Below are 26,490 nucleotides of genomic sequence, written 5' to 3' on the forward strand. Positions count from 1 at the left end.
CGATGGGAGCCTACTGGATATTGTTGATCGCTGCTGTAGTTGTAGTCGTGCAGGGCAAGATTTTCAAACGGACGGCACTCCAAAAGCTGAACTACAGCCGTTCCTTCAAGGTATCGACCTGCTATGAGGGAGATTCCGTGGAATTGATCGAAATCATCGAGAACCGTAAAGCGCTGCCGGTGCCCTGGCTTCGGGTAGAATCCCAGTTCCGCTCGGGTCTGGCGTTCGATAACCAATTGAACCTGGACATCAGCGAGGGGCAATTCAATCAGAACCATAAAAGCTTCTTCAGTCTGCTGCCGTGGACCAAGATTCTTCGAAGACATCGAATTACCGCGAAAAGAAGAGGTTTGTACAAGCTGGGAACGGTATCGATGACGACAGGGGATCTGGTCGGCATGGAGTCGGTTGTCCAGAGCAAGACCCTGTCCGGCGGAATTATCGTGTATCCGATGCCGATGGATGCGTCGGACATGGAGCTCCCGGTTCAGACCTGGATGGGGGAGATGCTGGTCCGCAGATGGATCATGGAGGATCCGTTCCTGATATCGGGCGTTCGCGAATATCGGGACGGTGATCCGCTGAAGGATATCCAATGGAAAGCGACTGCACGGACGGGAACCCTGCAGGTTCACAGGCGGGATACGACCGCGGACAGCCGGCTCTTCATCTATTTGAATATTGAAGATCATGAGCAGATGTGGAGCAAGGCAACGCGTCCGGAGGCCATTGAATATGGCATCCGCCTGGCTGCCGGCATTACGGCGCATTTATTGTCACAGGGCATGGAGATCGGGATGGGGACCAATGGAACCCTTGGCGAGGATTCAAGCGATGAAGCATTTGTTCCGGTCGCAGGCGGCATGATGCAGCAGGAGCTGATATTCGAAATGCTGGCCAGGCTGGAGCTGACCCGCCGGCTTTCTTTTCATGATTATTTGGCCCACGAGCTGTCGCGGCATGAAGAAGCTAAAGATATCCTCATTCTGAGCACTTACGTCAGTCCCAGGCTGGAAGAGATGTTTCAGCGATTCCGGGATAACGGGCACACGATCCAGGTATTCCTTCTCAGCGACGTGCCTTCTCCCGCGAAGGAGGTGTCCGCATGACCAGCCGAGGCTCCGGATTTATAAGGGCTTTTTTGCAGGGATTAGTGGAGTGTATATTGTATTTCCCGGTGCTCTTCATCCCGGCATTCTATCTGCTGCCTGAATCGTATCGATGGATATGGCCTGCACTGGTCTTAGGCGGGTACGTCCTGGGCTACGCAGGTGCACATTGGTTCAACATGGATCGTCAGTTCAAAGCGTTCGTATGGGCTTGCCTGGTTTCCGTTGCTGTATCCGTTGCCTTCGTAGGGGTTGATATCGCCCTTGCTTACGTTATTCCGCTGTTGTTTATTGCCAGTATTCGCGGAAGCCGGATGGAGCAGGTGAACTGGAATTTGATGTTCCCGGGAACATACTTCCTGATCGGGTTGATTCTGTACGGGGTCAGCAGCTTTTTTCTCGGTTTCATGGACTCCTTCCGCGGCGGAATATCGTCTCTGACCTGGATGGGAGCGGCTGCGTTAGGATTGACCCTGCTGATCGTCAACCGGCAATACGTGCTGGACGAAACGCTGCCAGGCAATGACCAGCCCGTGCTGGAACGGCGCGTGCTGCGCTACAATCGCTGGTTTATCCTCGTTTTGCTGATCCTTATTGCGCTGGTCGCTTTTCTTCCGCAGCTGCAGCAGTGGGTCTCCGATATGGCGAGGGGGATCGCCGCCTGGATCTCCGGATGGTTCAGCTCGGGTGCAGAGCAAGCGCCGGAGCCGCCTTCAATGTCGGAGCCTCCTCCCGAGATGCCGTTTCTCGATGAAGAAACCAAGCCGCCCAGCCAGTGGATGAAAGTTCTGGAGCAAGTGCTGATTTATGGCGTGTTCACCGTGATCGGGATCGGCATGCTATACGTTCTGTTCCGGTTTGGTAAAGTGCTGCCCAGCCTCTACAGAAAATTCTCCGCGTGGATGAATAGGATGATGAACAGGCAGAACGTCCAGCCCCAGCTGGGCTATGAGGACGAAGTGGAGAATATAGAGCATGACCCGGCATCCAAGCGGCTGCGACGGCTGTTGTCCGGCGTGCGTATCGGCGGAAGGCATCGGGAAGGAGAAGGTCCGGAACATCTGAATGAGAAAATCCGACAAATGTATCGTTTGATACTTTCCCGAAGCATCAGGGAAGGCTATAATTGGAAAGCGTCATTTACACCGCGGGAGACCGAAAACGATCTTAAGGAATGGGACGGACGGAAGGATCGCGTTCCGCAGTCCTTGATCGAGCTGTACGAGGAAGCCCGCTATGGAAACCGCGCCATTACGAAAGAAGAAGTGGAAGGACTGCAACTTGACCGGAAGCCTAAATGAGGAGTGAACATCTTGTCGGTACAAAAAGAAAGCAACGCTGTTATTCACTACGGGGATCCCGCGGTAACCGGGGGCGTCTCCGTTTTTGATAAGGAATTTGACAAGCTGTTTTATTATGACGGAACCGACTTGGGATTAACCTACCAAGCCCAAGAATCCAAGTTACCGATCCGTATGTGCCGGAGGTTCGGATCCGTGAATTGAAGGAGCTGATTCAGTGCGTGAATTATGTGGAGTGTCACGATAACCATACCCTCTGGGATAAAATCATGCTGTCTACGGATGGGGAGTCGGATGCCGTTCGCCGCGATATGCACCGGCTGTCATCGGCCATGATTCTTACCAGCCAAGGCATTCCTTTCCTGCACGCCGGCCAAGAGTATTATCGCTCCAAGAACGGTGTGGAGAACAGCTACAATGCCAGCGATGAGGTGAACCGGCTTGATTGGGGAATGGCATCGGAACACCAGGACGGGGTGAAGTACATCCAGCGGCTCGTTCAGCTGCGCAGGAATCATCCAGCGTTCAGAATGAGGGATGCCGCGTCGATCCGCAAGCATCTTCATTTCGAGCCGTGCCCGGAGCATGCCGTTGCTTTCACGCTTCGCGATCATGCGGGCGGCGACCCGGCAGAGCATATCTATGTGCTCTATTATGCCGGACGCAAACCGTCCTCCCTGACGATACCCGAGCTGGGCGATTGGAACGTTCTGTTTGGAGAAGAGCATGTGAAGGGATTGAGCCGGGATTCCCTTGTAGTCGAAGGTATAGGCGCGGTCGTTTTGACTTGTTAAATCCTTGACCGTTGCCCACATTCCCAAGAAATGCATAATGCCTGATTCTATCATCATCTGATATGCTGAGAATATCAGATGATAGAATCGAGGCGCCCCTTTGAAGAAATATATCCTGTCACTTTGTTTCCTTTTGTCATTTACAGCGTTTATAAGCCCCCTCCAGGCATCAGCAGCTCAAGCTCCTAGCCCGACCGCTTTTCACGATATTTCGTCCAGCTTTGCAAAAGACGCGATTTACCGTCTGGCCAAGCGAGGCATCGTAAGCGGGGATGGCACAGGAGCTTTTTTGCCGCGAAATCCGGTTACGCGGGCCGAATTTATCGCTATGGTTGCCAGAATGCTGAACATGGAGCCTGTTCCGAACGATCTGCCCGCCTTTCAGGACGTATCCCGTTCAGCTTGGTACTACGGCTGGGTTCATGCAGGCCTTAATTTATCCATCGTGGAGGGGAACGGCTACAAGTTCTTTCCGAATGCTTCGATAACAAGACAGGAAGCCGCGGTCATCGTAATTCGTGCCATGAAGGATAGTGGATACGATAACGGATATACCGCCGGCTACTATACGGATTCGGAATCGATCGCGGCATGGGCTTGGCGTGCGGTCGGCCAAGCGACGAATACAGGCTGGCTGCAAGGAAGCCAAGGCCAATTCAGACCGCTGGACCCGATCACCCGGGAAGAAACGGCGATGCTGCTGGACAGGGTCCTTCAATCGGGAAACGTGAAATCCATGATCGACAGCCAGCCGGCTGCGAATATTCATATGGGCTGGTTGTACAATGGCTCGACCAAGCAATATATCTCCTATGCCAAACGGGCCGGGTTGAATGTGCTGGTGCCGCGGTGGTATTACATGGAGTCTAACGGGAAGCTGTCGGACAGCACCGACATCGAGCTGCTGAATTGGGCACATAACAATGGCCGGCAGGTGTGGGCTATGGTGGGCAACCGCGCGAATGCGGAAGGAACCCACCAGGTTCTAAGCAGTCCGCAGTCACGGAAGTCTGTCGTAGACAGCATCGCTGCGAGCGTATCCCGCTACCGATTGGATGGGATCAATATCGATTTTGAGAACGTCATGCCTGAGGACAGGCAGAATCTGACGGCCTTCATCACGCAGTTATCCATGGAAATGAAACGGCTTGGAGCCAAGTTATCCATTGATGTTTCACCTGATCTGAATACGGATTGGACGGCTGCCTTCGATTATGCGGCGCTTGGCAGTCTAGTGGACTATATGGTGCTCATGAGTTATGACCAGCACTGGGGCGGTTCGCCGAAAGCGGGCTCCGTATCCTCGCTGCCATGGAGCGAATCCGCGCTGAGCAAGCTGCTGACCCAAGTGCCGGCTAAGAAGAGCATCATTGCGTATCCGCTCTATACGAGGGATTGGCAGATTGCTTCATCGGTGTCCTCGTCGGATATCAGTTTGATTGAACAGGGACATCGCATCCGTCTGACCCAGGCTTCCTTAACTTGGAATGCCAGCGTGGCGCAATATGAAGCAGCTTATAGCAGCAGAGGCATCCAGCATCGCATATGGACCGAGGATTCCCGCTCCCTGTCATGGAAACATCTCATGGCCGCCAAATACCGAATTGCCGGGTATGCCTATTGGTATCCGGGAGCAGAAACGACGGACGTGTGGCAGGCGATTGACAATGCGGAGCGTTACGCTTCGTATTCGTTCCGGATCTAAGAGCAGAGAGGCTACATCCAAGACCAATCCCGATGAATGGGGTTGGTCTTTTTTTGCTTGTAAAACGGTTATTCCGTGATACAATAATTGAAATTTAATTTGAATGATTTTCCTGTAGGAGTGATCAAATGAACGTTTGTGCGGAGGAACGTTTACAGCAGCTGGGCATCAGCTTGCCAAAAGCCGGATCGCCGGCAGCCAAGTATGCCAACTACGTCATCGTGAACGGGTTGATGTATGTTTCCGGCAAGGGTCCATCCGGGCAGCCAAGGGGCAAATTGGGCGAGCATTACACAACGGAGCAGGGATACGAATATGCTCGGCTGACCGGAATCGAAGTCTTGGCCGTATTGAGGGAAGGCCTTGGATCGCTTGATAAAGTGAAGCGGGTGGTTAAGGTTCAGGGCTTCATTAACGCAACAACCGATTACGAAGAGCATCATATGGTGTTGAATGGATTCTCGGACTTGATGCTTGAGGTGTTCGGGGATCAAGGGATCCACGCCAGATCCGTATTCGGCGCGGTATCCTTGCGGGATCAGCTGCCTGTCATTGTGGATTCGATTTTTCAAGTGGAGGGATAGACTTGACGTTAGCATTAAGGGAGCTGCTGGAGAAGGAGGATGAGAGTCTGCTGTTTATGGTCCAGGAGATTGGCTCCGGCGAGAACGGCTTTGTTAACGGCTTAAATAGCAGCAGCATGGAGGAATTCTCCTCCAAGGTCCGTCGCAATTACGAAATGGCACGAAGCATCAATCTGCCGGATGAGTATGTTCCCCAGACGATTTATTGGCTGTATCATACCGGCAAGCCTGTAGGTTACGGCAAGCTCAGACACCGCTTGAATGAGAAGCTGTTGGAGTCAGGGGGGCATATCGGGTATGTCATCAGGCCGTCGGAGCGGGGGAAAGGATATGGCAAACAGATGCTGGCGGGGCTCGTTAAGAAAGCCTGTGAGAAGAACATAAGCCGGGTCCTTCTAACCTGCGATGAAACCAATCGGGCTTCCCGTCGCATCATAGAATGGAACCATGGGGTACTCAGTTCCATTGCGGACGGGAATTGCAAATACTGGATCGATACGGCCGCTAGGCTGGAATAGGGGTGTAGATACCGATCCTCATGAGCTTTAGATTAATTACGCCTTAACTTCGCTTCAACCAGTCGAACATCCGGTTGATCGCCGCGGCGTGCTGCAGCGGCGGGAAATGATGTCCCAGCCCTTCGTACAGGTGGGCTTCTGGCTGGTGTCCCAGTTCTTGAAGCTTGTCCAGCATCCGGAAGCTGTGTTCAACCAGGACCTGCTCGTCCCGAGTACCATGCACAATCAGGACCGGACATCGGATTCGATCCGCATAGTGAATCGGGGACCGAAGAAGGTATCGTTCCGGAAACTTGGTCGGCGTACCGCCAATGACGCGTTTCATCATTCTGCGCAGATCGATCCGTTCCTCGTAGGTCTGCGCCAGGTCGGAGACGCCGCTCCATAGAATCATTTTGGATACATGAGATGACCGGGCGGCTGCCACGGCGGCATTGATCGCCCCGCGGGAGAAGCCCAGCAGATGCATGCGGCTGTTGTCTATCCATGGAATGCGGGATAACCATTCCAAGGCGGTGATCACATCCATCGTATCGGCGCCCCCAAACTCATCCCTGCCCTCACTGCCTTCGTTTCCGCGATAGGCCGGAGCAAACACGGCATAGCCTTGCGCCGCGAATTCTTCGACCCATTTCAACCTGACCGCGCCGATCCGGCCTATGCCTCCGCGGCAATACAGGACCAGCGGCAGCTTCGGTTCGATCGACCCGGAGGCTCCTTCCGGAACAGGGTCCTTATACAAGGAGCATGCAAGCGTGCCGGTTACCGTAACGCCGGGTATGGCGTCGACCGTTTCGGACATCTCCTGGCTGCGATTAAGGGACAATAGCGGCGGCAGACCCAGATATCCTTTCACATGCAATCCCTCTGAGACGTAATCGATATGATAGATCATGAATGTCTTACCCCCTATGCTGAATCATCATGTTGTAGCGTATGTGGACTCTTGGTCAGACGACGGAGTTCAAGTAAGTATAGTATTTACTCGTCGTTGAAATCAAGGGACGATGTAAGAAATTACAATTTGCCAAACGGCTGAATATCTGATATATTATGATCTCGGGCATGATGATATGTCCATTGTCATGGCGGTCGTGGCGAAGGGGTTAACGCACCGGATTGTGGCTCCGGCATTCGTGGGTTCAAGTCCCATCGATCGCCCTTAAGTAAGTATACATAACGAGAAGGAGAGCCGAGAGGCTCTCCTTTTTCGTAAATCCTCTTCAATAGATACGGATGTCAGACGACATTTAAGATGGTATAATGGATTGAAATCGAGGTGAGTATTTATGGCAAAAAAGAAACGAACGTCCCCGGCGCCGCGGACGGAAACTGCCGATAAACCCGCAACGCTAAAAGATATGCTGGACCCTCAAGTTTTGGCAAAGCTGAAGGCGACAACCGAGTCCTTAAAGGCCTCTGAAGCCGAGCGGCTGGAGAAGGAGCGGCAGGAACGGGAAGCTGCACGCAAGGCGGAACAGAAGCGTCGCGATAACGATTTTGAATATCTGCTGGAACACAGCGAGATGGATTGGAAAAAGTACAAATGACAGGCGGCGGCACGCTGTCTGTTTTTTAATATAGACATCAGATAAGGATAGGTTTAAAAAACCTGGCCTATCTGGTAATGCAATATAAACGACTGAAGTCTACACAGTGAACCAAATGCGGAGGAAGAACGAGAACATGAATCATGGCCGTGCTATAAGGATCGGGATTGGCGGGGGGACGGGCAGCGGCAAAACGACGCTAAGCCTCCAACTCAAGGAGAAGCTTGTCGAGTATCGGGTGGCGCTCTTTCATATGGACAAATATTATAAGTCCGTCAGACCTATGTCTAAAGCGCCCTTTACGAATACAATCTTTGAGGATTTTAACCATCCGGACGCCGTCAACATCCAGCGTCTGACCGATGAGATAGAACAAGCCGCCCGTTGCGGTGACCATGATGTCATCGTCATTGAAGGGTTTCTTCTGTATCAATTCGAGGATCTTCGAAACTCCCTGGATCTGAAGCTGTTCGTCGACTGTCCCGCGGATGAAAGAATGCTTCGCAGAAACCGACGGTTCATGGAGAAGGGTCATCGCGAGGAAAGCGTGATACAGGAATATTTGCAGCTTGTGCGATACAGGCATGATCAATATGTCGAGCCTACCCGTTGGCATGCGGATTTGGTGATGAACGGCTCCCTGGAGGGGAAGCTTGGCTGTGCGGTTGTGATGGACTGGATTCAGGCCAGGATACAAGATAGCAGGAAGCATCGCTGAAGGCTGTTTACCGGGTGCTCATATCATGGATTACCGTGCAGCATTGCCGTTTTCATATGAGTGTTGATATCAGGGCGAAAGCGGGTTACAATTAGTAAGTTAGTATTCCTGCTCGCTAGGAGGCGAATTAAATGAAAGTTGAAATTTGGTCGGATTTTATGTGTCCGTTCTGTTATATTGGAAAGCGCCGGTTCGAATCGGCATTGGAGCAGTTCCCTCATAAGGATCAGGTTGAAGTGGTATATCGCAGCTTTGAGCTTGATCCGAATGCGTCGTATAAGCCCGGGGTGTCCATGGACGAGTTATTGGCGGCGAAATACGGCATGAGCATAGAGCAGGCCAAGGCAGCTAATGCCAACGTGACTCAACAAGCGGCCAGTGTTGGACTTACCTACCACATGGACCGCGTGATCCCTGCCAATTCATTTGATGCTCACCGACTGGTTCATTTTGCTGCGCAGCATGGTAAAATGAAAGACATGACGGAGCGGCTGTTCCGCGCCTATTTCACGGATGCCGAGAATCTGGAAGATAAGAACCTGCTCGCCGATCTGGCGGCGGAGGTCGGACTGGAGCGGGAGCAGGCTATGGCGGTGCTTGAAAGCGATGCTTTCCAATCCGAGGTACGCGCAGATGAAGCCGCAGCGACGAATCTTGGAATTCGGGGAGTGCCGTTCTTCGTGCTCGGAGGCAAATATGCCGTGTCCGGCGCACAACCGCTGGAAGTTTTCACGGATGCACTGGACAAAGCCTATCGTGAAGCGAATCCCCTGGTCATGGTGAACGAGTCCGACAGCAACGACGGCATGTGTGCCGACGGATCTTGCGATCTGCCGGGCAGCGCGAAATAAACCATACACAGCAAGCCTAGAGCCCGAAGCATCCGTACACGATCTTCGGGCTCTATTTATCACGGATCTTTAAAATTGAATACATAATGCATAGGAGGTAACCATGCCGCATCTTCCATCCGAGGAGCTAATCCATCGCATTCAGCGTTCGGAAACGGAGTATATGTATGATCGAATGCAAGCCATCGAAGGGCGGACCGGAAATCCCGAAGGGATCGAGATGGTTCGTTTCGGCCAAGCGCTGTGCTTGTACAGCAAAACGATGCCTTGGCTTTCTTTTAACACGGTCAAAGGACTCCGTTCGGAGAATCTGAAGGATCTGGACGCAATCATCGACTTCTATCAATCGCGGGACCGCAAATTCCAGTTCGAGATCGTGCCCGCCATGTTGAATCAGGCATTGCTCTCGGCGCTTGCCGATCGCGGATTCTTCCAATCCGCCTTTCATAATTCCATGTATATGAACCCGCAAGAACTGGTGGATATGCCGGATAACGGAATTGTGATCAAAAGAATAGACAAAGACGAGTTTGAAGATTATGCTAAAGTTCATTGCCTGGGAACAGGACTGCCGGTGCAAGGGATCCCATCCGTAGCATTGAACAATCGCGTATTGCATGCAAGGCCGGGCTGGAGGTTCTATATGGCTTATGTGGATGAGCAGCCGGCTGCGGCCGGTGTCATGCATATGAACCATTCCACGGCTTCGCTTACATTTGCCGCTACGCTGCCGGAATACCGTCGACGGGGGCTGCATCAGGAGCTGCTTCGCAGAAGAATACGGGACGCGAAGCGGGAGGGGTGCAATCTGGTTGTCGGTCAATGCGCCTTCTTATCCCAGAGCCATCGCGACATGGAAGCCGTCGGCATGAAGCTGGGCTATGTCCGGACGACCTGGACCGAGCGTCAACCTGAAAGTTCAGCGGAATAGGGCAGGTGGGAAGCGATGCAAGCAGAGTCGGATTTTTTAAACCTGGAGTATTTACGTCAAGGCACGGCCAAGCAGAGGCAGGCAGCTTCGGTCATAGATGAACTGGAACTATGGGAGCATTTGAAATCCTGCAGTCCTATATTGGTGGGCACGATCCCTATAGGGATTGACATCGCTTCAAGCGATCTCGATATCATATGTCATGTGACGGAGTTTGACCGGTTCGAGCGAGAACTCAGAGCGTCATACGACCGACTTGTTTCGGATTTCACATACTCTTTCCGAAGTGTGGGGAACGTAGAGCGAGCAGTAGCGCGATTTCGGTACAAAGGCTGGGAATTCGAGATTTTTGCCCAGCCGGTGCCTTCCGTGAAGCAGAATGGCTACCGCCATATGGTAGTGGAATACAAGCTGTTGAAGCGGCTCGGCGAAGCTGCAAGAGAAACCATCATTGAGCTGAAGAAGGCGGGGTATAAGACGGAACCTGCCTTTGCGAAGCTGCTGCATTTACCGGGCGATCCTTATGAGGAGCTGCTGGAGATGTATCGCTGGCCGGAGGCTCGACTGGACGCTTATATCAAATCATATATGGACAAGGAGAATGTATATGAATGACAAACAGCAGCTGTTAAACGAGTATTCGGAATGGATCGGCAAGGTGAAGGAGTTCGGTGTCCTGGATGAGGACTATTGGAATTCCCCGATTGCGGATGGGAAATGGACCGTGCGCGATGTGGTGTGCCATATCATGCGATGGGATGAGTATTTTTTTAATGAGGCTATCGCCAAAATCTCAACGGGAGATGCATTGACCGTCCGGCATCTGGATTATGACGCCTTCAATGAGGAGGCCAAGCAATATGCCAAAACGTTATCGACGGAAGCGCTGGTGGACCGGACGATAACCGCAAGGGAACAGCTGATTCGGACCATTGAAGCGTTGCCGGAAACGAAGTATGAGGAGCGGTACGCGGACGGAGACGGACATCCCTTTGAAGTGGCGCAATTTATGCGGGATTTCATCTGGCACGATAATCACCATCTGGCTCAGCTGAATCAGGTGGTGCAAGTCGGTTAGGACAAGCAATACTTAGCGGAAATGGGTGAAGTCATTGAATGGCTACTTGGACATCATGTCTTATTTTACACAGAGCAATCTGGAATGGTTTCTTGACCAGTTTCGAGCCTTAGGCCCTCTGCCGGGCATACTGCTGACTTTCTTGAAATCCTTTATTCCTCCGATGCCCACGATCGTGATCGTTGGCGTTAATGCAGCGGTGTACGGGCTGTGGGCGGGATTTCTTTACTCCTGGATCGGAATGGTGGCGGGATGCTTGACGACGTTTCTCCTCGTGCGGAAAATATCCGGTACTCCCCTGATCGAACGCTGGGCGAAAAAACCGAAGGTTCAGCGCGGCATGCGCTGGATTCAACGCAACGGCTTCAGTTATGTTTTTCTGCTGGGCATACTTCCCGTCGGGCCGTTTGTCGCTGTCAACGTGGCCGCCGGACTGGCGAGAATGAACGTCATGTCCTATCTCATGGCCGTAACCTTGGGCAAGGGCATTATGGTGTTTTGCGTTTCATACATCGGGGCTAATCTCTCGGATTTTATGGCGGAGCCCTTCAAATTGCTCGGTGTCCTAGCTTTTATCTTGCTGTCCCTATGGGGCAGTCGGAAGCTGGATTCATACTTTGTAAGAAAACAATCGTTTCACGATCAAGAAGCTGAGCTCAACTCCAATTGAGCTCCCCGTTCCTGATCGTTCTACGGGAATGGATGCGGAGTCCTTGTATTTGCTGTATAATGGTAAAATATCCAGTATCGGCATGAATGAAAGGAGGAAGCATTTATGACCAAATTGGCCTCATCCATTCTGGAAATCATTCGAATGATGATCATTCTGATGGTCGTGACTGCGGTTCTGGGCAGTATAGAGCATCAGATCCTGAAGTCCTGGATTCCTTGGGAAGGGTTATATTTCCTGTTTCTGTTTGCGGGAAATGTATGTTGGTTCCTGGTCCTCTATCGCAATCGCCTGCAATTCAGCGGCTGGTATCGTTCGGCGGAGACACAGCGCAAACTGTCCGGAAATGCGACGAGAACCATCGTAGCGCTCGGCGCGCTCCTCATCGCGGCACCGGTTATTTTAACGTGGATCACCGCTTAATAATTGCATGATTATGTAACGGATATCGGCTAATAAACGATTAGCGTATATAAAAGGGACAGTTCCAAAGGTCGATGCCTTCGGAACTGTCCCTTGCTTGCTGATTACAATCTTTTTCGTTTATATAGAGCCACAAAAAGACATGAGAGCAGCAGCAATACGAGGGAAACTCCTGCGTACAAGGCTTCCTGGGTGCTGCCCTGCTCCTGGGCTGCTTCGTTCGACCAATCGCCAGGCCGGCCCATTCCGCGTCCTCCCTGCATTTGTCCGCCGAACCCGTTCCCCATCTGGCCTTGAGGGAAATCCGGCATCTGCCCTTGACCATTCTGAGCCGGCGCTTGCGGCATGGTCGGTTGATTGCCGCCTGTAGAGGGCTGGTTCGGAGCTTGCGTTGAATCTGTAGAATTTTCCTCTGCGTTACTTTCCTCTGCATGACTTGTTGGATTAACGGCAGAAGCAGCATCCATCGCTGTTCTTTCGTCGGAACTGCTTGTGCCTGGTCCAACCGCCGATACAATCGACGAGACAGATTCATCCACGTCAGGAGCGTCGCCAGAGCCTTCCCCAATGCCGCTGGAAGTAACATCCGCGTTGCTGGAAGGAGCAAAAGCGGCACCGTCGTTGTTGGCGGGCGTGTTTTCGCCAGAGATGCCTCCGCCCGGGGCGTCGTTAGGGACAACGATCCCAGTCCCGTCAGTCCCGTTAGTCCCGCTGCCGGCTGTTCCATCCGGTGCCGTGCTTGTCCCGGTGCCGGTAGAGCTCTCCTGGGCGGCATCATTGGAATTCGTATTGCCGCCAGGTACCATCCCGTCACCCCCAGGTCGCACGCCGGCGCCGTCAGGCCTCATACCTCCTCCGCCACCAGGCCCCATCCCGCCGCCGCTGCCGCTTCCGTCGCCGGACGAAGGGATCGTCCCATCCAGCTGCTGCTGGATATTATCCATGGACTCTTCCGCGAATGAGGTCAATGTCGGGAGCGATTGCTCGTACTCCTCATAGGAGTAGAACGGTCTGGGGTCTTGCTTGACGTGCTCGGATATCAATTCCTGCAATTGCGCTACGCGTTCCTCGAAATGGTCCTGCTGCATGTATCCCTCCAGCATCTCCGAGAGGATGGCGTGGTAACGTTCCTTATATTCGTCAACCTCGAGCAGCTTGGCGATCAGGGGACGTTCCGCCAAAGCACCCTGAGTGGGCTCGTCAATCAGGATGCCGGAGCCCCCAAACCCTCCGAACGCCATGTTATAATCCCAGGGCAGGACGGAGAAAATGCCGTTGTTCTCATACAGGTAGTAGTTCTGTTTGTTCATCCCCAAGTAACTGTCCATATTGGAGGCAACGACGTTCAAGGCAACGTACTTGAGCACGTTATCGACATCCAGCACCTTCTCGTAATCGGTGCCGTTGTTCAGCTCGTCGAGCATGTCGATCAATACATCGTCATTGGAGGACTTGGATTTCATGACAAGCCCGGTGTACGAATCGGGGTCGCTGCCGAGCCAAGCCAGGTCGCTGCCCGTGCCTGTCATCTGGGCTTTGTATAATGCGCCGTACGAATGATCGAAATGACGCTGCAGATAAGAATCGCCAATCTGTTCGATTGCGAGGTAGAACCCCCATAATTCATCGTTAACGTATACATTGACGTAAGAGAAGCCGGGTGTGGGCAGACCGACGGATTCCGCCAGCTCGTAGGTCAGGAATTCCCGCATATACGAGGCGTCGCTGTAGTTGTTGTTCAGATTGATTTTGCTGATCCCGTTCAAGGTTTGATTGAGATATTCGTCAAAAGAAATCTTGAAGCTGTAGCGGTCGGAATCGGAATTGACCACGCTGCGCAGACTTAAATTGCCTTTGGTGCGAATGCCGACATGATCAAATTGCATGCCGTTGTAATTGACGGACGCTTCTTTGTATTCTTCAGCGCTGGCGTTGTCCAGCATATCCTGGAAGTCTGCTTCGTCGATCGTGATTTTAACGTCAATGACCTTGTCCTTCGGAAAAACCGCGGAATCGATTTGCTCCTGAAGGCTATCGTTCTCAGAGCTTCCAGCCGTCCCGGCAACCTGTGTTGTCCTTTGGCAGCCTGTGAGCAGAAGGATTATGGCCAGCGCAAGGGACAGCAGGACTGTCGTTCTTTTCTTCATCATTTCTGACCACCGCCTGACTTAGGATACATAATCGCCGCTGTAACTGATCAGAACCGCATGTTGAACGCCCTGCAGCTGGGACAGCTTGTTCACGAATTGGCCTTCGGCATCGCGCAGCCGTACTTCCAGCGTCAGCTCGATGCTGCCTGGCGTCACGGTTTTTTGCTTCAGGTTGTAACGCTTCACAGCCTGACCGACTTGTCCTTGAACGGCTTGCTCGGCCTGCTCGTTATCGCAATGGACGACCAGCAGGTAAGGGGTATCGACCGTCGCTTTCTTAATGAAGAAGAACAGGATAAGACCGACAACGACGGAGCCGATGGCAGCCAGCGTGTAGAATCCGGCTCCGGTTACGATCCCGGCAACCGCGGCCCAGAACAGGAAGATCAGATCGGTTGGGTCCTTGATGGGCGTACGGAAACGGACGATGGAGAGCGCGCCGACCATACCGAGCGAGAGCACGAGATTCGAATTGATGGCGATGATGACAACGGCCGTGATCATCGTCATCCCGATCAGCGACACGTTAAAGCTCTTGGAATACAGGACGCCGCTGAAGACCCTTTTATAGAGCAGATAAATAAACAGCCCGATAACAAAGGCAACGGCGAGCGTGATCAAAATTTTGGCGATGCTGATGTCGGATACGAAATTTTCCATGACGGATTTTTTGACGATATCCGAAAAATTGGTGGTGTTCGTATTGCTTGAAGTCGATGTGGTGTTCATGAACTATTGATCCTCCCATGTGTTATATTTCAGAAATTTACGGCACATTACATATTTGGATGCCGATTGCCGGTTGAGGCCTTCCAACTGCAGCGCGATTTTGATGTAATCCGGAATGTACTCGTCGTATTTGACCTCGAGCATGATCAGATTCTCATCGATCGCCCGGATCGGCAGCAGATTTCGATTGAACAGTTCCGTGGAGTGCAGGCCGGTTCTCAGCTCCTTGTCAAACGTAATCCGCACATTTCCGTTAGCGCAGACGTAAGGCTCGCGGACATAATCGACAATGACCTTGGGCCGCAGCAGCTTATGCTTCATCTCGTGGTACAGCTCCATCATCAAAGGCTTATCCGGCTGGTAGAGACAGTCGTATTGTCCGGCCATGATCTGATCGGTCATCTCCCTTGTGAGCGGCTCCTTCAGCTTGGCGATGTAATCCCGGAATTTGATTTTCTTCTCAAAATGGATCGTGTCGTCGGCTACGTTATAAATACGGATGCGGTATTTCACCCGATCCCGGACGCCCGCCAGCTTCTCGTATAGGGCTTTATTATTAATATCATCAAAGTACAAGCTTCGAATGTGATATTCCCCGGCGGGTCCGGCATGCTGATCGTAGGTCACCAGATTTTTCAATCGTTGGCTGATGATCCGATATTGGTGAAGATTCACGAAGAACTTCAGCTCGTTCCGGTATTTTAATGGGGTTGTCATGTTTCCACCTCGTTTCTCTCTGTCTTTCGTATGCTTGTTTGCTTACGAGATCTATCCTATCAATCGTTCCTGATATCTTTCTTAAGCGCGGCTGAATGTAAACTGAATGTTTTCGCAATGTAAAATGAAGGTATTGAAGAAATAAACAATGTCATATATCAGTGATCTTTATTTCCTCGGCATGGGTAAGAAGGGAGGTCCCCCTGCTGGCGCAATTATGGTAGGATGAAACTATATTCGGGAAGAGAATGGAACGATGCGTCTTGATGTATTATGTGTTCGCGCTTTGGACTGCAGCGGCCGTGCTGCTGTTCAATCAGCCTCGAAGCGAGGTGAACCGCTGGGCGGCTTTTTTCCTGTGGAGTGCAGGGATCGGGGGGTTGACGGACTGGCTAGCGCCTACCGGTTTTATTGCGACCGCCTACGGGCCGTGGATTCAATTCCTCAACCATACCCTGACACCTTACGGCGTGTTGATATTTTGCATGGTGTATACCGGCAGGCCCCGGCACCATAGGAGAAAACGTGATCTCAAAATAGGCCTGCTGCTGCCTGTGTTCGCGATGCTGGTCCAGGTGCTCCTTACAAAAGATTACCGGATTCATTACGGATGGCTGTTCGTATGGACCGGCCCGTATTATGTTGCTGCATGCGCTCTGCTCATTGGAGCCTTATCCTCTGAGAAGAACCCGCAGAAACGCAAAAGCATGTGGATTACCACCTGGATTATGGTGCCAACCTTGCTCGGTGTGATGCTGTTGATAAATGTAGGGAATGTCATCTGGCCCGGTTACGATTCATTCCGGTACGTGTCCCTGTTTATTCTGTATTCGATGGGCGTTGCCGTCATCTGCACCTTTGTGTACGGCGTCCTGGGCGTCCGCCTGAAATTCGAGCGCGATCCGCTGGATCGGACGATGCAAGCGGTCAACTCGGGTACAACGATGCTGAATCATACCATCAAGAACGAGGTCGGGAAAATCGCCATGAGCACCGATAACGTGAAGCGGCTGCTGTCGCCGGATAACGAAACGGCCCTGGAGCAGCTTGATGTCATCGCTAACGCTTCCAAGCATTTGTTAGCGATGACAGGGCGCATGCAGCAGCAGATGAAGGCGTTTAAGCTGGCGGAACAGCCTGTCCGCGCGGATCAGCTGCTTGCTGAACTGCAGCTTCGTGAACAGGAACGGCTGCGCAGCCACGGCATCGAGTTAAAGGTGCTGTGCACACAGCGTCCCTGGCTGCTTGCGGATGCCGTCCACTTGAAGGAAGCGATCAGCAATCTCATAAGCAATAGCGTCGAGGCGATGCCTGACGGAGGAGTGATCGCGTTGACGGTAACGGCCGACCGCAAGGGAGCCGCGATTTCCGTCAAGGATAACGGCATGGGCATTCCGGAAGAGCAGCAGCCGCTTGTGTTTGAACCGTTCTACAGCACCAAGGGCCACAGGAAGTCAAACTTCGGACTTGGCCTTACTTATGCGTACAACGTGATGAAGAAAAGCGGCGGCTCCGTGGGATTGGAGAGCCGCGAATCGGTCGGTACCGAGATCACGTTGTATTTTCCCCGCAGCAAAATCATTCGTTTATCCGGGAGGGAAGAGCCTTGAATCGAATACACGTCTTTCTGGTCGAGGACGATCCGGATTGGATTAAATCAATGACCGTTTTTCTGAATGCGCAGGAGGATATGATCGTGGTCGGCGCGGCCGAGTCCCCCGAACAAGCGATTGCGATGGCGCAAGTCCTGTCCTTCGATATCGTGCTTATGGATATTCAGCTGACGGCGGGCCGACTCGACGGCATCTACGCGGCTGCAGAAATCCTTGAACGAAAGCCCGAGGCCAAGGTTATCATGCTGACCTCGCTGGATGACGAGTTGGTGATCACGCAATCCTATACGGCCGGAGCCATCAATTACATTGAGAAATCGAATTTCGAGGAATTGCCGACCGCAATCCGAAGCGCCGTACGTCAACCGGGATCAATGGAGGTGCTGCTCAAGGAATTTGCCCGCCTCAAGCGGGAAGAACAGCTGCGGAGCTTGACTCCGGCGGAACGTGAAGTGTTTGATCTGTTGGATGAGGGTTACACCCATTCCCAAATGGAGAAGAAGCTGTTCAAAACCGAGAGCACGCTCAAGAATCAGATCAATAAAATTCTGAAAAAGCTCGGGGTGAGGAGCAGCAGGGAGGCCGTAGAGAAGGTCCGCCGAAAAGGGATCGTGAGAGAGAACGACAACTAGCTTCGGGACGGAAGACGGATCATATGGAAGAAATGGAAGAGGTACTACGAAACGTAGTACCTCTTCTTCGTTTGTTCTATAAAAGTGAGGTCTAACAGGGAATCCCCCTCAGCGGTAAAATGACTTGTAAATAGAGGGGCCCGGCTGTCAGCGAGAAGGGTTATCCATTAGGAGCTGAGTGCGCATGAAGAGAAATCCGATCTATGTTGAACTCGACATCAACACGGATATGGAAACATTGTGGTCATTGACACAGAGACCCGAGCTGCATCAACAATGGGATTTGCGTTTTTCCGAGATTCATGATTTGCCGCAGGCTGATTCGGACGTCCAGCGGTTTTTATACAAAACCCGCATCGGATTCGGACTGGAAGTTACGGGAACGGGCGCTACGAAAACGGCCGTGCACCCGAGGACCGGGAACCGGATCTCGGTGCTGCGATTCGGCTCGGATCAGCGCATTTCCCTGGTTAAGGAGGGGAGCGGCTATTGGAAATACGCCGACAGCGGCAACGGCGTCATCCGTTTCTCGACCCAATACGATTACAGGACGCGGTTCGGCATGCCGGGGGCCTGGTTTGACCGCCTGCTGTTTCGGCCTTTATTCGGCGCAGCGACGGCTTGGAGCTTCGATGTGCTCCGATTATGGGCCGAGAAGGATATTCCGCCTACGGTCACGATCCGGAAGGCAATCATCCACGCTTTAAGTGTGTTTATGCTGGTTGTTCTATGGTGCTATGAAGGACTGGTTCCGAAGCTTCTGTTCCCGGAAGCGGGAGAGCTTGATCTGCTGAGGCAGTCGGGTTTGGCAGCCGGTCGGGAAGGGGTAGTGCTGACCTTGCTCGGCATCACCGAGATCGGCGTCGGTTTATTGACATTGCTCTTTCACAAGAACCGGTTGTGGTACAGGCTGATCATAATCTTGCTTGCGATCTTGATGCTTGGAGCATGGATGACGGATGCCGAATTAATGAAAGCCCCGTTCAATCCGTTAACGCTTAGCGGATCGATGATTGGATTCTGCTTCATGGCTTCGCTGTCCGCATCGGACTTGCCAAGCGCTTACCGTCCGGTTCGAAGACAAAGAACTGTCCGTGGGCATACATCCGGCAAAGGAGTGAATGAACATGACCTCGATCTATGAGCAGGCGCTTGGAAGCCAGTTTCACAAGCTTCATCCTAAAATCCAGGAGCGGTTCGGGTTTGACAGCAAGGATAACGTCGCTTCGATCGGCGAAGGCATCATGGAAGAAATCTGGTACGCTCGATGGGCTGCGCTGCCGCTGTATATAGGTACGATGCGGCATATCATGTTTCCTAACCGGGGGAAAGGGATCCCGTTTCGGATTGAGAACTACGCTTATCGGGATGACTGGGGAAGGGAAACGGTGACGTGGTGCCGAAGTTTTGATTTTCCTGGCATTCGAAGACGATTTGACGCCACGATGATTTATAGCGCACAGCGCAGCCGGGTCGTGGATTATTTGGGAAACAAACAGCACTTGGCAGTCGATCTTCGGATCGCTGCCGCGGAGCATGGCGGAATTCGCATTCAATCGGGGGAGCAGAGGTTTTATGAAGGGCGGCTGCAGTTTCGATTTCCCCGGTGGCTCACCGGAACGGCCGATGTATGCGAATGGTATGATGACGAATATCAGTTATATCGGATATCCGTTGAGGTGGTCAACCCGATATGGGGGCCTGTCTTCCGGTATAAGGGAAGCTTTCAGGCCCGGACCGTTCCTGCGGGCGAACGGGATGTCCCGCCCCATGTCAAACCGCTGCGGGTCGAGGCTAGAGAGTAGCGGAAGCATCCGGGGAAAGACCGCTGCCCTTGCGTTCGCGGAACATTCGGTAATATAGGAACGAGGAAACGACGTACAGCGTTCCGGTAATGCAGAAGGTGATTGCGTATCCCCAGTAGCTGCCGTATGTGGTGACCAATTTCGACTGTACGGGCCCCATCGTCGCCCAGCCCAGCATAAAGGCGGTTTGCGTGACGGAATTGGCGATGCCTCTCCGGTGATCCGGTACGCGGTCAATCAGAATCGACGACTGTATCGGATTGGCCGCATTCATCAAGGCTTGACGGAACAGGAAGCCGACCGATGCGATGAGGAGGACATTCGTGAAGCCGGTTAACAACAGGAAGGGCAAGGATAGGACTTGAAAGAGAACCACGGCTTTGACGGCTCCTACCCGATTCACCAGCGAAGGGCCGATCAGCATGGATACAATCGTCATGACTTGTCCGAGCGATATCAGAATCCCAACCGCGGATAACGATACCGAGAAACGGTTGGTAAAATACAAATTCAAATAAGGAACGACCAGTCCGGACCCGAGGCCGATTAACAGCTGGGCAAGCGCGAACTGCCCGATGACTTTGAAATTTCCGATCCCGGAGGCGGTAACCGCTCCTCCAGGGCGCAGGGGTTGATCCGGTATGGGTGCATCCAGAGGCCGTGCATGCGCGTCGTTCTTGTCGGTCGTGAACAAGAGCGGGATAAATGCCGCAAAGGTTGCCAGACCGCCGATGAACAGGGCTGTTTTCAAGCTATCGACCTTGTTCAGGCCGAATGCCTGCAGGGCATCCGCCAGGAAGCCGCCTCCCATGCTGCCTAACACTTGAGAAGCAAGCACAAGCGAGGCATGGATGCTAAAGATGCGCATACGAGCCGATTTCGCCGTATTTTCCGCCAGAAACGGAATCGCCAGCACCTGAAAAAAGGATGCGAACAGTCCGGTGTATACCGCGAGACCAAGCAAGCTGAACTCACTCGCCAGAAAAGCTCGCGCAATCAGTCCGGCGCCGCTTAACAACGCGCCAAGGACCAGGATTCGCTTGCGGCTTCCGCGGTCGCCGATCAAGCCGATCGGGATAAACATCAATGCCGTGGCGAGGGATTGAATACTGACCACTGTTCCATTCATGGAGTCGTTATAACCCAGGCCTTGTATGTACAAATTGTAGAGCACGCTGAACATGCCGGTACCGAACTGATACAGCACGTTAGCTAGAAAAAACAGCTTGATGTTGCGCGGCCAAGAACGCATTTCTTTTGCCGACTGTTGTATGAATCTCATGATGATACCCCCTAAATTTTACAGCAGCAACCTCTATTCTAGCAGGTTCCACGGGAGGGAGGAAGAAATATTATGTCGTCGTGGAGCTTGATTGACATGCTATAGACAAAAATATAAAATGTCTATGTAAATAACTTTGGGGGGAGTGGTGTGTGCGATGGACCTTAATGAACGCTTCTGGAATGCTTCCATAGATGAACTTAAACAAGGCTATATCGACGAAGGCCCCGTCTGGGTATGTCTCTTGTGCGGTAAGACGCTGGAGAAAGGGATCATCTACCCGGATGAGGATGTGCTGTACGAATCGGAACGATACATGACCGTTCATATTCGCCGGGAGCATGGCTCCGTGTTTCAGTATCTGTCCGGCCTCGATAAGAAGCTGACCGGACTGACCGAGCATCAGAACCGGCTGCTGCAGCTCTTCTATCAAGGCATGAACGACAAGGAGGTCCAGCAGGAGCTCGGCATCGGAAGCGCGTCGACGATACGCAATCACCGGTTTGCCTTGAAAGAGAAGGAGAGGCAGTCCAAGGTGCTGCTGACCTTGATGGAGCTGTTGAAGGAAAAGGACAGCCATGCTCCGGCGTTCGTGGAAATCCCCAAGCAGGCCAAAATGATCGACGAACGCTACAATGTTACGGAAGAAGAGAGGCAATCGATCCTGGCCAAGGCGTTCCCCGAGGGGACCGATGGCCCGTTGAAGACTTTTAAGCTTAAAGAGAAGCAGAAGTACGTCGTGCTGCGCGAAATCGCTGCCCGTTTTAAACCCGATGTCTTGTATTCCGAGCAGGAAATCAACGATACGATCGGAAGAGACAATCCCGATTATGTGACCATTCGCCGATATTTGATCGAATATGGTTTTTTGGATCGCAAGGATGATGGAAGCCAGTATTGGCTAACGACATAATTGAAAGCAAGAAGGAGGCGTTAAGGCCATGAATCGCAGACAGGAACTGAATCAGATATACAAGGAGATCAAGATTGAAGCCGGCGTGTATCAAATTCGGAACACGAAGAACGATAAAATATTCGTCGCAGGAACGAACAATCTGAAAACCATGAACGGCAAGCGTTTCGAGCTGCAGATGGGGACAAGCTACAACAAGCCGCTTCAGCAGGATTGGAAGGAGTTTGGAGAGGATGCGTTTGTTTTTGAGATCCTGGAGAAGATTGAGCCGAAGGAAGACCCGTTCTTCGATTTGAAGGGAGCGGTCAGCAAGCGGGAAGCCTATTGGATCGAACGGCTGGAACCTTTTGGGGAAAAAGGGTACAACGGAGACGGAAAATAAGGCTTTTGTGTGGCGAACCCATGCGTAGGACGTGAAATTAACCCCCTTCCATTTGCAAAGCGCGGCAAGGGTAAGATATGATGAAATGAGCGGCTTAAATCGCTTCCATTCCTATTTCTTACTACACGAAAGCGAGACGTGAACACGATCATGAGATCCATTGCATGGGTAACCGACAGCACGAGCACGATCGACCCTGAATTCGCCAAGAAGCATCATATTTACATTGTGCCTTTGAGGTTGATTCTGGGACAAGAGGCCTACAGGGAAGGAATCGACATATCGGCAGAAGCCTTTTATGAACGAATGAAAGACGAGCCGAAAGTCAGCAGTTCCCAGCCTCCCATCGGAGAATTCATTGAGCTTTACGAAACCCTGAAAGTGAAGTATGACGATATTATTGCGATTCACTGTTCTTCGGAGCTCAGCGGAACTTTGAATTCTTCCCTGCAGGCGGCCGAGATTGCCGAGGTACCCGTGGTTGGCATCGACTCTCAAGCGGGAGCGTTTCCGGTGCGCGAAATGATTATGTCCGGCATTCACTGGCATAGCCAGGGGGATACCGTACAGGTGATAAAGGATAAAATTCAGACCATGGTGCACAACATGTCGTTCTATCTCATACCGGCAAGCCTGCATCGACTTCATATCAGCGGCCGGGTATCCGGCACGCAGCTGCTGCTGAGCAATTTGCTCCGCATACATCTGCTGCTCCGTTTTGACGAAGGCAAAGTCATTGTGGAGGAGAAGATCCGGACGTTTAAGAAAGCCAAGCAGAAAATGATCGATATCATGAAAACAGACATACAGAAAATTAAGAAGGTGTGCATCATGCACGCGAACAACGTGGAAGAGGCCGAGGAGATCCAGAAGGAAATCAGCGGGGCCCATCCGTCGCTTAAGACCGAAATCATGACCTTTATCCCTGTTGCAGGCATCCATGCAGGCGAAGGCACCATTGCCATGTCATGGATTAAACACCATCCTGCCTATTCTTAGTTATACTTCCGCCCCAGCCTGCAGATACTATTTGCAGGCTTTTGCTTTGCTTATCGATTCTATTCTGCCCTCCATGGTTTTATTATGTAATAGTAGGGATGAACCCAAGGAAAGGAATGAGGCAGACATGAAGGTTATTATCACGCAAGCCGAGGCGATGCAAAAGAATATATGGGACGATATCATGCTGATGTTCGGAAGAACGGACGAGGATGAAGTATGGGAGACGGAGCAGTTTATATTGACGGAGGAGCAGGCCCGTCAGCTCGGACTGCTTAAATAGAAGAGGAAGGGCCGCCATCGCTGCGGCTCTTTTCTTCTTGTTTTGCAACGGGGGGCTTTCGTTGTGGTTCGTTTTGGCCCTTAACGAAATCATGTTATGATGGAAGGACTCTGCGGGACAGAGGGCGAATACAGTAGTGTGAACATGAAGGAAGGTGACAATGTTGAAGCGAAGGACACCATGGATGAGCTTAACGATGCTGGTTGTCATCTTGCTGCTGGTTCTGGCAGGTTGCCAGGGCCGTTCGGAGACGGGGAATGCGGGCAATGATGGCCAAGGAACTTCGCCATCGGAGGTAGGACAGGACCAGAATCCCCCTTCTCAAGAGAATGACAACGAAACCGAGCCTCCATCAGGCAGTGCCGACAATGAAAGCGAGGGCGGCAGCCTGCCTCCGTACGAAACCGAAGATGAGATCGCTGAGCTTATGAACGGCATGACTGTCGAGGAGAAGATCGGCCAGCTGGTACTGGTCGGACTCGAAGGAACGGCCATCGATGAAACTTCGCGTAAATTGGTGAAGGATCACCATGTTGGCGGGTTTATCCTCTTCAAAGACAATATAGAGAGCGTAGAGCAGTCGGTAAAGCTGCTCAATGATCTGAAGGAAGCCAATGCTGCCAATCCGGTGCCCCTGTGGCTGAGTATAGACGAGGAGGGCGGACGGGTTACGCGTTTTCCCGAGGAATATGTAAAGCTGCCGTCAAGCGGCAAAGTCGGAAGCAAGGGGGATCTAGCGCTCACGAAGCGCGTTGGCGGCCTTATCGCGCAGAAGGTTGCGGGACTCGGGCTCAATATGGTATTCGCCCCGGTGCTGGACATTCATAGCAACCCGAACAATCCGGTCATCGGCGATCGATCCTTTGGCACTACGGCGAAGACCGTAACCAAGCATGGGATTGCCTCCATGAAGGGAATACAGGAGAAGGGAGTCGTTCCCGTCGTGAAGCATTTTCCAGGGCATGGCGACACTTCGGTCGATTCCCACCTCGGTTTGCCCGTGGTGGAACATGACTTGAAGCGTCTGCATGAAATGGAGCTGGTTCCGTTTCAACAAGCGATTCATGAAGGCGCCGATGTGGTCATGGTTGCGCATCTGCTCATGAAGAGCATCGATCCGGATACGCCATCCTCGTACTCAAAGCCCGTGATCAACGATTTGTTACGGGAAGAGATGGGATTTAAGGGAGTTGTCATTACGGACGACATGACAATGGGTGCTATATCCGGTAGCACGGACGTAGGTGAGGCTTCCGTGAAATCCGTTGTCGCAGGAAGCAACATGGTACTGATCGGACATGAATATGCGCTGGAGGAAGCTGTCATCCAGGCATTGACCAAGGCTGTCCGGAGCGGCGTGATCCCGGAGGAGATGCTGAACGACCGGGTAAAGGCGACGCTTGAGCTAAAGCACAAATATGAGCTAAGCGATGATCCCGTGAAGGCTCCCGATATAAAGCCGTTAAATCAGCATACGAAAGCAGTACTAGATCAAATGAAGTAAACGTAACATATATAATAGGAATATATAAAAACCCGATCTCAGAGTTGAGATCGGGTACAACGGACTAGAATATATTAGAAGTTGATATAGTCTATAAAATATGCTAGAATGAAGGATAAATAACTATTGGTTTAATGTCATAATGATCTAATGCTAGATTAGCATGAAAATATGGGATTGTCAACAGGGGGGCATAGAATGGAGAACCGTCAGAGTGCGGATTTTGCATTGGAACGCGAGGTTACGGATACAGAGAAATCGGCTAATTCTCCAACAGAGGATTTTTCGGTTCACGACGATCTCTCGCTTCCGCCAGGCATCAAGATTAGCGATCCAGTTCGCATGTACCTGAAAGAAATCGGTCGTGTTCCCCTCCTCTCAGCCGATGAAGAAGTGGAACTGTCCAAACGTATAGAGGAGGGAGATGAGGAAGCGAAACGCCGTTTGGCCGAAGCGAATCTTCGTCTCGTTGTTAGTATAGCAAGACGCTATGCCGGTCGGGGAATGCAGTTCCTTGATCTGATCCAGGAAGGCAACATGGGCTTGATCAAAGCGGTGGAGAAATTCGACTACTCCAAGGGCTTTAAGTTTAGCACCTATGCCACTTGGTGGATTCGTCAGGCGATTACCCGCTCGATCGCCGACCAGGCCAGAACCATCCGGATTCCGGTGCATATGGTGGAAACGATCAATAAACTTGTTCGTGTCTCCAGACAGCTCCTTCAGGAGCTGGGCCGCGAACCGACGCCGGAAGAAATCGGCAAGGAGATGGACATCTCACCGGAGAAAGTGCGCGAGATCCAGAAGGTATCTCAGGAACCCGTGTCCCTGGAAACGCCTGTCGGAGAGGAAAGCGACTCCAACCTGGGCGATTTCATCGAGGATCAGGATGCGTTGGCACCGGCAGATGCGGCGGCTTTCGAGCTGCTGAAGGAACAGCTGGAGGAAGTGCTCGATACGCTTACCGAGCGTGAAGAGAACGTGCTTCGGCTTCGCTTTGGACTCGAGGACGGACGGACCCGCACGCTGGAAGAAGTGGGGCAGGTGTTCGGCGTAACGCGCGAACGCATCCGCCAGATCGAAGCGAAGGCGCTCCGTAAATTGCGTCATCCGAGCCGCAGCAAGCGTCTCAAGGATTTCCTCGAATAAATTTTGGTAACGGATCATCTGATGATGAACGAATCCCTGGTTACGGTCTACGAGCCGTAATCCAGGGATTTTTTGCTATATGGCCAGGATTTCGCCCCAG

29 protein-coding genes, 1 tRNA gene and 1 pseudogene are annotated in these 26,490 nt (G+C 52.2%); 26 read left to right on the forward strand and 5 right to left on the reverse strand.

The genetic code is table 11. The features are described 5' to 3' along the window. Positions 1-2 precede the first annotated feature (2 nt). From AC3RCL_RS10995 to AC3RCL_RS11025, 7 genes are all read left to right on the forward strand, one after another. On the forward strand, positions 3-1,109 hold the full coding sequence (locus tag AC3RCL_RS10995) for a DUF58 domain-containing protein (RefSeq protein WP_096774417.1): 1,107 nt from the start codon (positions 3-5) through the stop codon (positions 1,107-1,109). Further along, entirely contained in the window at positions 1,106-2,410 is a 1,305-nt protein-coding gene (locus AC3RCL_RS11000; RefSeq protein ID WP_192571348.1) for a DUF4129 domain-containing protein, read from the forward strand. The genes AC3RCL_RS10995 and AC3RCL_RS11000 overlap by 4 nt, the downstream gene beginning before the upstream one ends. 12 nt (positions 2,411-2,422) lie before the next feature. Then, the gene (locus AC3RCL_RS11005; protein ID WP_492535371.1) at positions 2,423-2,614 is read left to right on the forward strand and encodes a hypothetical protein; all 192 of its coding nucleotides are present in this window, start codon (positions 2,423-2,425) and stop codon (positions 2,612-2,614) included. A gap of 17 nt (positions 2,615-2,631) precedes the next feature. Continuing rightward, a complete protein-coding gene (locus AC3RCL_RS11010; protein ID WP_492535372.1) occupies positions 2,632-3,204 on the forward strand; it encodes a hypothetical protein in 573 nt (190 codons plus the stop codon). 100 nt (positions 3,205-3,304) lie between these two features. Then, positions 3,305-4,909, forward strand: a complete 1,605-nt coding sequence (locus tag AC3RCL_RS11015; RefSeq protein ID WP_192571350.1) for an S-layer homology domain-containing protein — start codon at positions 3,305-3,307, stop codon at positions 4,907-4,909. Between the two features lie 128 nt (positions 4,910-5,037). Continuing rightward, entirely contained in the window at positions 5,038-5,493 is a 456-nt protein-coding gene (locus AC3RCL_RS11020; RefSeq protein ID WP_192571351.1) for a RidA family protein, read from the forward strand. A gap of 2 nt (positions 5,494-5,495) precedes the next feature. Then, positions 5,496-6,011 (forward strand): GNAT family N-acetyltransferase, encoded by a 516-nt coding sequence (locus AC3RCL_RS11025; protein ID WP_192571352.1) that lies wholly within the window; start codon positions 5,496-5,498, stop codon positions 6,009-6,011. A gap of 43 nt (positions 6,012-6,054) precedes the next feature. On the opposite strand, the gene AC3RCL_RS11030 is transcribed toward AC3RCL_RS11025, so the two are convergent. Next, the gene (locus AC3RCL_RS11030) at positions 6,055-6,906 is read right to left on the reverse strand and encodes an alpha/beta hydrolase family protein (RefSeq protein WP_277746329.1); all 852 of its coding nucleotides are present in this window, start codon (positions 6,904-6,906) and stop codon (positions 6,055-6,057) included. Between the two features lie 193 nt (positions 6,907-7,099). On the opposite strand from AC3RCL_RS11030, the gene AC3RCL_RS11035 reads away from it, so the two are divergent. From AC3RCL_RS11035 to AC3RCL_RS11075, 9 genes are all read left to right on the forward strand, one after another. Next, positions 7,100-7,172: transfer RNA gene (locus AC3RCL_RS11035), tRNA-His, on the forward strand. A gap of 128 nt (positions 7,173-7,300) precedes the next feature. Then, positions 7,301-7,561 (forward strand): YqkE family protein, encoded by a 261-nt coding sequence (locus tag AC3RCL_RS11040; RefSeq protein WP_015736189.1) that lies wholly within the window; start codon positions 7,301-7,303, stop codon positions 7,559-7,561. A 136-nt stretch (positions 7,562-7,697) separates the two neighbouring features. Beyond that, entirely contained in the window at positions 7,698-8,279 is a 582-nt protein-coding gene (locus tag AC3RCL_RS11045; RefSeq protein WP_009590685.1) for an AAA family ATPase, read from the forward strand. A 131-nt stretch (positions 8,280-8,410) separates the two neighbouring features. Beyond that, positions 8,411-9,130: a DsbA family oxidoreductase gene (locus tag AC3RCL_RS11050; RefSeq protein ID WP_277746328.1), complete on the forward strand. Its 720-nt coding sequence runs from the start codon at positions 8,411-8,413 to the stop codon at positions 9,128-9,130. Positions 9,131-9,233: 103 nt separating this feature from the next. Further along, positions 9,234-10,061, forward strand: coding sequence for a GNAT family N-acetyltransferase (locus AC3RCL_RS11055; RefSeq protein WP_340967655.1), 828 nt, complete (start codon positions 9,234-9,236; stop codon positions 10,059-10,061). A 15-nt stretch (positions 10,062-10,076) separates the two neighbouring features. Then, the gene (locus AC3RCL_RS11060) at positions 10,077-10,676 is read left to right on the forward strand and encodes a DUF4269 domain-containing protein (RefSeq protein WP_404563368.1); all 600 of its coding nucleotides are present in this window, start codon (positions 10,077-10,079) and stop codon (positions 10,674-10,676) included. Continuing rightward, a complete protein-coding gene (locus AC3RCL_RS11065) occupies positions 10,669-11,139 on the forward strand; it encodes a DinB family protein (protein ID WP_340967652.1) in 471 nt (156 codons plus the stop codon). Before AC3RCL_RS11060 ends, AC3RCL_RS11065 begins: the two co-directional genes overlap by 8 nt. A 25-nt stretch (positions 11,140-11,164) precedes the next feature. Next, on the forward strand, positions 11,165-11,809 hold the full coding sequence (locus tag AC3RCL_RS11070) for a TVP38/TMEM64 family protein (protein WP_015736183.1): 645 nt from the start codon (positions 11,165-11,167) through the stop codon (positions 11,807-11,809). 105 nt (positions 11,810-11,914) lie between these two features. After that, on the forward strand, positions 11,915-12,232 hold the full coding sequence (locus tag AC3RCL_RS11075; protein ID WP_015736182.1) for a hypothetical protein: 318 nt from the start codon (positions 11,915-11,917) through the stop codon (positions 12,230-12,232). Between the two features lie 104 nt (positions 12,233-12,336). Here AC3RCL_RS11075 and AC3RCL_RS11080 read toward each other — a convergent pair whose 3' ends face one another. Genes AC3RCL_RS11080 through AC3RCL_RS11090 form a run of 3 tightly spaced genes read right to left on the reverse strand, consistent with a single transcriptional unit; the run spans position 12,337 to position 15,828 of the window. After that, entirely contained in the window at positions 12,337-14,382 is a 2,046-nt protein-coding gene (locus AC3RCL_RS11080; protein ID WP_492535373.1) for a CotH kinase family protein, read from the reverse strand. A gap of 18 nt (positions 14,383-14,400) precedes the next feature. Beyond that, positions 14,401-15,111: a DUF4956 domain-containing protein gene (locus AC3RCL_RS11085; protein ID WP_015736180.1), complete on the reverse strand. Its 711-nt coding sequence runs from the start codon at positions 15,109-15,111 to the stop codon at positions 14,401-14,403. 3 nt (positions 15,112-15,114) lie between these two features. Beyond that, a complete protein-coding gene (locus tag AC3RCL_RS11090) occupies positions 15,115-15,828 on the reverse strand; it encodes a polyphosphate polymerase domain-containing protein (protein ID WP_492535374.1) in 714 nt (237 codons plus the stop codon). Between the two features lie 248 nt (positions 15,829-16,076). On the opposite strand from AC3RCL_RS11090, the gene AC3RCL_RS11095 reads away from it, so the two are divergent. The 4 genes from AC3RCL_RS11095 to AC3RCL_RS11110 all read left to right on the forward strand — a co-directional run bounded on the left by AC3RCL_RS11095 (position 16,077) and on the right by AC3RCL_RS11110 (position 19,878). Next, complete coding sequence (locus AC3RCL_RS11095; RefSeq protein ID WP_492535375.1) at positions 16,077-17,438, forward strand: sensor histidine kinase; 1,362 nt, start codon at positions 16,077-16,079, stop codon at positions 17,436-17,438. After that, a complete protein-coding gene (locus AC3RCL_RS11100; RefSeq protein ID WP_492535376.1) occupies positions 17,435-18,073 on the forward strand; it encodes a response regulator in 639 nt (212 codons plus the stop codon). The genes AC3RCL_RS11095 and AC3RCL_RS11100 overlap by 4 nt, the downstream gene beginning before the upstream one ends. Before the next feature lie 184 nt (positions 18,074-18,257). Further along, positions 18,258-19,217 (forward strand): DoxX-like family protein, encoded by a 960-nt coding sequence (locus AC3RCL_RS11105; protein ID WP_340967644.1) that lies wholly within the window; start codon positions 18,258-18,260, stop codon positions 19,215-19,217. Further along, positions 19,201-19,878 (forward strand): DUF4166 domain-containing protein, encoded by a 678-nt coding sequence (locus AC3RCL_RS11110; RefSeq protein ID WP_340967643.1) that lies wholly within the window; start codon positions 19,201-19,203, stop codon positions 19,876-19,878. The genes AC3RCL_RS11105 and AC3RCL_RS11110 overlap by 17 nt, the downstream gene beginning before the upstream one ends. Here the strand turns inward: AC3RCL_RS11110 and AC3RCL_RS11115 are convergent. Then, positions 19,868-21,160, reverse strand: a complete 1,293-nt coding sequence (locus AC3RCL_RS11115) for an MFS transporter (protein ID WP_340967642.1) — start codon at positions 21,158-21,160, stop codon at positions 19,868-19,870. The genes AC3RCL_RS11110 and AC3RCL_RS11115 overlap by 11 nt on opposite strands. Positions 21,161-21,317: 157 nt before the next feature. Here AC3RCL_RS11115 and AC3RCL_RS11120 point away from each other — a divergent pair, with 157 nt between their 5' ends. The 6 genes and pseudogenes from AC3RCL_RS11120 to rpoD all read left to right on the forward strand — a co-directional run. Further along, positions 21,318-22,073 (forward strand): DUF2087 domain-containing protein, encoded by a 756-nt coding sequence (locus AC3RCL_RS11120; RefSeq protein ID WP_096774396.1) that lies wholly within the window; start codon positions 21,318-21,320, stop codon positions 22,071-22,073. Positions 22,074-22,101: 28 nt separating this feature from the next. Further along, complete coding sequence (locus AC3RCL_RS11125; RefSeq protein WP_340967639.1) at positions 22,102-22,455, forward strand: GIY-YIG nuclease family protein; 354 nt, start codon at positions 22,102-22,104, stop codon at positions 22,453-22,455. A gap of 150 nt (positions 22,456-22,605) precedes the next feature. Then, entirely contained in the window at positions 22,606-23,454 is an 849-nt protein-coding gene (locus AC3RCL_RS11130) for a DegV family protein (RefSeq protein WP_036661431.1), read from the forward strand. 127 nt (positions 23,455-23,581) lie between these two features. Then, a complete protein-coding gene (locus AC3RCL_RS11135; protein ID WP_009593107.1) occupies positions 23,582-23,737 on the forward strand; it encodes a hypothetical protein in 156 nt (51 codons plus the stop codon). A gap of 160 nt (positions 23,738-23,897) precedes the next feature. Further along, a complete protein-coding gene (nagZ, locus tag AC3RCL_RS11140; RefSeq protein WP_492535377.1) occupies positions 23,898-25,241 on the forward strand; it encodes a beta-N-acetylhexosaminidase in 1,344 nt (447 codons plus the stop codon). A 282-nt stretch (positions 25,242-25,523) separates the two neighbouring features. Beyond that, positions 25,524-26,390: pseudogene (gene rpoD / locus AC3RCL_RS11145) on the forward strand (RNA polymerase sigma factor RpoD); the annotation flags it as partial. Between the last annotated feature and the right edge of the window lie 100 nt (positions 26,391-26,490).

The sequence above is a fragment of the Paenibacillus sp. MT86 genome (assembly GCF_058792535.1).